Raw genomic sequence first — 6,807 nt, 5'->3', positions numbered from 1 at the left:
CAGGGGGAGAGGGCAGGGAGCAGGGGAGCAGGGGAGCAGAAGGGAAAGAAGTAATTTTTCATTAGTCCCATTCCCCATTTCCCATTCCCCATTCCCCATTCCCAATTCATTCTGGGATAAAACCAATGTTTACGACGGGCAACTTTACGCACTCACCAGAAAGTATCGATCAATTTCTGCCGTAAGTATTTCAAAGTCCACGGGTTTGGTTAAGTGGCATTTAAAACCAGACTTAAGCGCAAGTTCCTTATCCTCCTGGCCACCGTAGCCGGTAAGCGCAATCAGAATTGAGCGACTAAATTTAGAGTCTTTACTCAGTTCCTGTGCAACGGCGAATCCATCCATTTCGGGAAGTCCGATGTCACAAATAATCACATGAGGCTCCAACTCTTTTGCAGTTTGTACACCTGAAATTCCATTCTTGGCAATGGAAACTTCATGCCCGAAATGCTCAAGTACTGCTTTTAATGTTGTAGCAGAATCGTCATTATCTTCAATCACTAAAATCTTCAACGATTTTTTAGCCGCCTCCATAGTCTCCAGGTCGTTGTCCAAGGTTTTAAGCTCTTCGCATACAGGGAGAGTAACTTTGAATTCTGCTCCCAAATTGATCCCTCTACTTGAGGCTTCAACATTCCCACCATGAAGTTCGACAAGACTTTTGACTACCGAGAGTCCCAAACCTAGCCCACCCCTCGAACGGTCTAAACTGCGATCGGCCTGGGTAAACGGCTCGAAGAGTTCTGGTAAGATTGTCGGTTCTATCCCTATACCTGAGTCTCTTACAGATAAAGCTGCTAAACTGCCTGAGCCATTGTCACCTGGAATATATGAGAGATCCACCCAGATCGTCCCATCTGGTTTTGAAAACTTTAAGGCGTTATCAAGAAGGTTCCCAAATATTTGGAAGAATCGCGTTGGGTCAACATAAGCCCATACGGGCGTGCTTGGCAAGTCTTCTACTACGGTAAGATTCGATCTCTTTATTGCTTGTGTATGGTCATTGAGACTCTGGCGAACCAAATCTACAAGATTCAACTTCTCAAGGTTTAATGAAATCTTCCCGTAAGTGATGGACGATACATCTAGTAACTCATCGATCAATTTCGAGAGGTGCTTAATCTGGTGCTGCATCATTAAAACTGTTTCTCCGACTGCACCAGTCACGCCCAGCTTCAATTTGAGAAGCTGAACCCCGTTCGAGATGGGGGCGACAGGATTCCTCAACTCGTGAGCTAGCATCGCAATGAATTTGTCTTTCAGGGCGTTTTGGTTCGTAAGTTTCTGGAAAAGTTGAACGTTCGCGATCGCTACTGCTGTAGTGTCGGTCAAAATCTCAAGCAGTTCTATTTCTTGAGATGTGGCTAGGTGTGGTGTACTCCAGTAGGCTCCGATCGCACCCAGTGGATCGGCAATCCGTATAGGAACCATCACTAAACTTTTGACAAAAGTCACTTTATAGGCATCAATAGGAATTCTTGCATCCTGATAAATGTCCTCAATCACGGCTGCTTGTTTATTGAGCATTGCCCAACCGGAGATACAAGACTTGAGCGGAAAACGCATCCCTTTCCAAAGTGGGCCGATGGCGTTTTCATCAACATAGTGGCAGCATTCACCATCCCGCAGTACAAAAGTTACTCCATCAGCATTTGTGAGATCCCTCGCAGCCAAACGCACAATCTCAATAATTTCCTCAATAGTCCGCACACAAGCCAAATCTTTAACGACTAAAAGCAGCCGATTGTAAGATGAAATACTATACCTCTGATGTGAATTTTGTTCTTTAGATATGGAGGTTTGTAATATATTTTTCATAAATAACTCCGAACAAAAAGGATGTTTGGTAAAAACTTAGTTAAAGCGGTAGGTTTTAGTAGACACCTACTCTTAATCGTAATCTTAACTTTGATGTTAAAGACTAAGAGATATTACGGCATTTTTTGTTCTCCTGTTTCCTATTTAGGAGTATAAAATATCTTCAAAAGCTAAGTAAATATTCTAGTTCAAACTCGGTACTAATGGATTTTATGGTGTTTAATGAGACTGAGTGAGCGTGGCTAGCAAACTCGCTATTTAGGGGTAACAGAATGGAAGATGCGGATATTACTTACTCAAGGCAGACAAATTATTTAGCGATCGCCAAATAATACTCAAATCGCTCTCGGAGTTGTTGAACCGTCAGATTCTGAGCCCAGTACTCGACTAGAGCGTGACCAAATGCCCAGGCGTTGCGATCGGGTGAAGTGGAATTTTCTAGCAGTAGCGGCCAGAGGGATAGTAATTCAAAGTTGAGCGGGTTAGAGTTAGCTGTATTCAAGAGTGAGAAAAGCTCATAAGCCATTTGGAGTTTGCCAATCACAATTGGCAACTGTTCCACAGGAATTTGCTCTGCCAGAACATAGGCTAGGGTTGGAGATCCAGTTGATAGCGTAGAAACAAACTGGAGGACGGGACTTTTGAGCAATGCCGTTAGTCCCTGTGTTGTTGCCATCTGGAAGGTATAGTGGTCAATGATTTTGGCGGCGGCGACAGTACGGGCTTCGAGATTACGCAAAAAGCGGGCGAGACGGAGTTGTTTTGTAGGTGCGATCGCATCTACTAATCCTAGTGAAAGCGCCTCCACTCCCCAAGCAACTCGACCTGTTTTGCTGTCACCCGTAACCAGTGGTAGAACTAGATTACAGAAGTTTCCCAATAATTTGGCGCGATACTCAGTAGCTTCCCGAATGGCAACTTCTTTTGGACGATCGCCCCATTCCCAATCATAAGGCGGTTGCCATTCACGGATGGGACGCAGCCGATCTACTTGAGTGACGATCGCGATTGCAGGTAAATCTGCAACTTCTGCTTTGATGTCTTGCAGAAAGTCTACATCCATTTGCAGAGCAGGATCGAGGGCAGGGGTGACTAACAGCAGCAAATCTGCATCGATAGCATAATCAAGCACCAGGTTTCGCAGATCGGCATGGTTGACTTGTTCGTAGCCGGGTGTGTCCAAAAGCGTCAAGGTTTCACCACTTTGAGTTTGCCATTGATAATTTTGAATGCGATCCGTACTGGGCAAAACATCAACGGCTGCTAAATCTGCCTGAAATAGCGTGTTAATCAAGCTACTTTTTCCTGAACCTGTGCGCCCCACCAGCAGAATATTCACGGGTTTTTGCTCAACTACCTCGGCTGGTTGAGCTTGAGTCAGTATTTCTCGCAGTGTTTGGGTTTTTACCTTGGGTAAAGTTGGTGTGGAGACTACGGTTGCTGAAACTGGTAATTTGCTACGTCCATAGAGGGCAATCGCTTGCCGACACAAGTTTTTCAGGGCAGCTTCCCGAAATAACTGGTTCAAATTTCCCAATAATTGCTGAGTTGCCTGGTTACTAGAACCCTGGCTGGCTTGTTTTGCCACCGCCGCCACCGGATTTAAAAGCCACTGTGCCCAATTCCAAGCTTTCCAAAATTTTCGAGCTGATGGCTCCAACTTCCGGTAGACCTCATATCCTTGGTATGCTTGTCCAACCGTCACCTGATTAAGAACTGGGGATAATTTTTGCATCCACTGATCCATATCGTCCACCGTTCCCCGAATCAGTCCGTAAGCCTGGGGGACGTAAATATTCAGCAAAGGATATTGAATTTGAGGATTGTAGATATGAGCGATCGCTACAACCAAATCCTGGCATCGTGTCCAAAAGGTTTGCCAGTCTTCCCAAATTGGGCGATCGCTTTGTGACGCTTGTAGAATCTCTTGGAGTGCGGTTTCTGCAAGCTTTGTGACATCACTTCCTGCTGGTGGTCTAACTGTATCCTCTACTGCCGATTCTAATTCTTCTTGAACTTGAGCTAATACAGCTTCTACTTGATTAACAGCTGGTTGAGTCCATTTTACGAGTAGCCAGCGCCAACCAACGAATAAAAGGGTAAACACACCCCAAATCCAACTAATACCCCACGCATGAATTTGCGAACCGGCGGCTACCAGTAAGAAAATAATGATAAACGCGATCGGGATTGCCAAAACGACCCACTGCCACGGTTTTAATCGCACCATTACCCTATACCTGCTTTGAAACGTTGGGAAATTCGAGCTTTTGCAAAAATTACTCTTATAACAAAGTCTATCGTCTTCATTCGCTAGGGCAACAGTTACAAGGGTTGCTCAAGTTGGTTGCTACTCGTTCGGCTGAGGAGATGGCAAACTAACTGGTGTTTATAAATTACGTGAAATCGAAGGTTTAAAGTGCGATCGCTTTTTAATTTAGATTTTGGGAGATCGGGAGTGATTATTTTGGACACGTTCTGCGATCGCAAGCAACGCTAAAGATAGCGATCGCCTGCCAGAATGCCTAAAATATCAGTAATGCTAAACTTTCCTAGCATTCAAGGAGTAAAGGCTGTGGCTTCCATCACGATCGACATTTCCGATGAACAATTGCAGAAGCTGCAAACACTAGCACAAGAGAATGGTATCTCCCTTGAAGATTTGTTACGTGCCAGGATAGAAGACTGGCTCAGTCAGCCGACGAGCGAGTTTGCTCAAGCAACCAACTATGTGCTGAAGAAAAATGCCGAATTGTACTGGCGTTTAGCATGATACGTTACCTGACGGCGGTGGAAGTCCTAGAATCTGCATCGTCAGGTTATAGAGCAGTCTGGAGGCGCATTAGGTATACGCGACCTTGGTATTTTAGAGTCTGCTGTAGCGCAACCAAAGATGACTTTTGGTGAAGAAGACTTATATCCTACAATTATTGAAAAGGCTTCAGCATTGGGCTTCTCTTTGATCAAGAATCATCCTTTCCTAGATGGAAATAAGCGTACTGGTCACGCAGCTATGGAAATATTTCTTGTTTTAAATGGGATGGAAATTGATGCTTCAATCGAAGAACAGGAGCGTGTTGTCCTGCTGTTAGCGGCTGGTGATTTAGGGCGTGAAGAATTTACAGAGTGGCTCAGGCTAAACCTTAGAACAATTTGAACATCTTCTCATCATGAAACGAGATTCAAATTGGGTAATGATGCGATTGTCTCCGATACGCTATGCAAACGCAATCATAAAGATAGCGATTGACAAAGCTTTTTGTTGCCGATGAAGCTTACTTCACAAACTTGGGAATAATAAACTGTGCCTGAGAAAAATTTTAAATAAATCTCAGCGCATTAGGTGTGTTTTTATCGGCGCTTCAAGGAGCAAGTTGTTAATGAAAGTAAGTTCATCAGGGATTAAGCTAGGTTGTGCAATTCTTAGTGGCAGTTGTTTAGCAGCAGTGACGATCGCTTTAAGTGGAGCAAGTGCTTTTGCTGCTCAATTCATCATAATTGAAAGCACTGGCACATTATCAGGAACAATCGAACTTCCCAGAAATAATCCGAATTTCAATAACAGTATTACTCGTATTGATACGGATGACACTGGAACTTATTACCGGAACTTAGGTACTAACAATAATCCTAACTATGTTCCTGTATACCAGTCAGACTATTTGCAGGTAGAAACGCGCTCTGATGGAAGTCTGCATTACTTTGTTGACTTTAAAGGTATTCCCTTTGTCTCGTTCGATGGTGTTCTCACATCGCCGGTTCTCTCTGATGGTCAGTTGACACCCTATAAATACCAAGGACAATTAGCAGGAACCAAATTTCAAGGAGTAGTTCAGGATGAATTTAATTTCATAAAAGCCTTATACGCTGGTACTGTCACCGATCCAGACACCGGAAAGCAGTATCAGGGCACTTTTGAAGTAAGTGGATATGGAGTGCGATATAGCGATCGCAATGGTAACTCAACTCCCACAGTCTTTGATTTCCAGTCTGATATCCCAGGTTCGCCAACTGTAACATCCTTGAACATCACTAACGCTACCCTGGCCAATTTAAGAATCAAAGTACCTATTGATGAAACTTCTATTCCAGAACCCGCTAGCGTTATGGGCACTTTTTTGGTAGCTGGTTTTGGTATGGTTTTGAAAAGAAAAAAACACATCTACCCTAAGAAGATGTTTTGAAAGTATTGTATGACTAAGAGTTATTACTACACAAAGCTGAGTCCATCTCCTGAAATAACCAAAACCAAGGTTTTTCTAACTTATAGAGTTGGGTAAGTAAGGTTTCATGTAGCTGTGACTTAATAGTTGCCCAGGTGAGTAATAAATTAAACTTTAAAAACATCTTCTATGAAGATGTTTTTAAGGTGAAAAGCTGGTAAGTTTTATAATCACACAGGATAGTTTTAAAAACGAGCCGAACTAGCAAAAGTCCGGCTCGTTTTTAATCAATCATCTATACGCAGTAGCTTGCGGTAAAATGGTTGTGAAAAATCGGTCAAGCGATGGCGTTTATAGTTGTCCATAACTTCAATTAAAAAATTAATAAACTCGAAACTAGCCATCATTAGTTCGTAACTCAAGTCAGCATTGCCATCAAACTGAATTCGGCAACGGGTTAAGTCAGAGGGTAAAGTAGCAACATTCCAAGATGCGACAAAGGGGACATGTTCACTAGCTTCTATCTTCCGGTGTCCCTCCAAAACCCCTTTTTGATAAAGACTGATGGCATAGGGTAAAAAATTGCGCTTAGTGCCTTGGACGTAAGGTAAGTAAACACTGGCTTGTTGTTGATTAGCAGGCTGGAGTTGCTCAATAGACATGGTTAAATATTCCTCAAGTTAGTTGGCAACTAGGGATATTAGTGGATGTTAGTAGTGTTCCCAAAAGATGTGTCTAAAGCACATGGTAGAAAGAGAGTGGGAATTGGAAATTGGGCATAAGTTATTCTCCTTGCCTCCTCTGCCTCCCCTGCCCCCTGTCTCAT

6 protein-coding genes are annotated in these 6,807 nt (G+C 43.4%); 3 read left to right on the top strand and 3 right to left on the bottom strand.

Going from position 1 to position 6,807, the window contains the following annotated elements:
- Window positions 1–144: 144 nt before the first annotated feature.
- Entirely contained in the window at window positions 145–1,818 is a 1,674-nt protein-coding gene (locus tag G1O98_RS35985; protein ID WP_163938933.1) for an ATP-binding protein, read from the bottom strand.
- Window positions 1,819–2,128: 310 nt separating this feature from the next.
- On the bottom strand, window positions 2,129–4,048 hold the full coding sequence (locus tag G1O98_RS35980; protein WP_163938931.1) for a GTPase family protein: 1,920 nt from the start codon (window positions 4,046–4,048) through the stop codon (window positions 2,129–2,131).
- A gap of 291 nt (window positions 4,049–4,339) precedes the next feature.
- Here G1O98_RS35980 and G1O98_RS35975 point away from each other — a divergent pair, with 291 nt between their 5' ends.
- The 3 genes from G1O98_RS35975 to G1O98_RS35965 all read left to right on the top strand — a co-directional run bounded on the left by G1O98_RS35975 (window position 4,340) and on the right by G1O98_RS35965 (window position 6,002).
- Window positions 4,340–4,591, top strand: a complete 252-nt coding sequence (locus tag G1O98_RS35975; protein ID WP_345940633.1) for a DNA-binding protein — start codon at window positions 4,340–4,342, stop codon at window positions 4,589–4,591.
- A 33-nt stretch (window positions 4,592–4,624) separates the two neighbouring features.
- Window positions 4,625–4,975 carry a type II toxin-antitoxin system death-on-curing family toxin gene (locus tag G1O98_RS35970; RefSeq protein ID WP_243458640.1) on the top strand — a complete coding sequence of 117 codons (351 nt, stop codon included), beginning with the start codon at window positions 4,625–4,627 and terminating at the stop codon, window positions 4,973–4,975.
- Window positions 4,976–5,198: 223 nt separating this feature from the next.
- Window positions 5,199–6,002, top strand: coding sequence for a PEP-CTERM sorting domain-containing protein (locus G1O98_RS35965; RefSeq protein WP_163938929.1), 804 nt, complete (start codon window positions 5,199–5,201; stop codon window positions 6,000–6,002).
- 266 nt (window positions 6,003–6,268) lie between these two features.
- Here G1O98_RS35965 and ebsA read toward each other — a convergent pair whose 3' ends face one another.
- Window positions 6,269–6,643, bottom strand: a complete 375-nt coding sequence (ebsA, locus tag G1O98_RS35960) for a type IV pilus biogenesis protein EbsA (RefSeq protein ID WP_012410470.1) — start codon at window positions 6,641–6,643, stop codon at window positions 6,269–6,271.
- Window positions 6,644–6,807: the final 164 nt, after the last annotated feature.

It is taken from the genome of Nostoc sp. UIC 10630 (assembly GCF_010747425.1).
GTDB lineage: Bacteria > Cyanobacteriota > Cyanobacteriia > Cyanobacteriales > Nostocaceae > Nostoc.
This window is presented reverse-complemented; position numbering and strand designations above follow the sequence as displayed.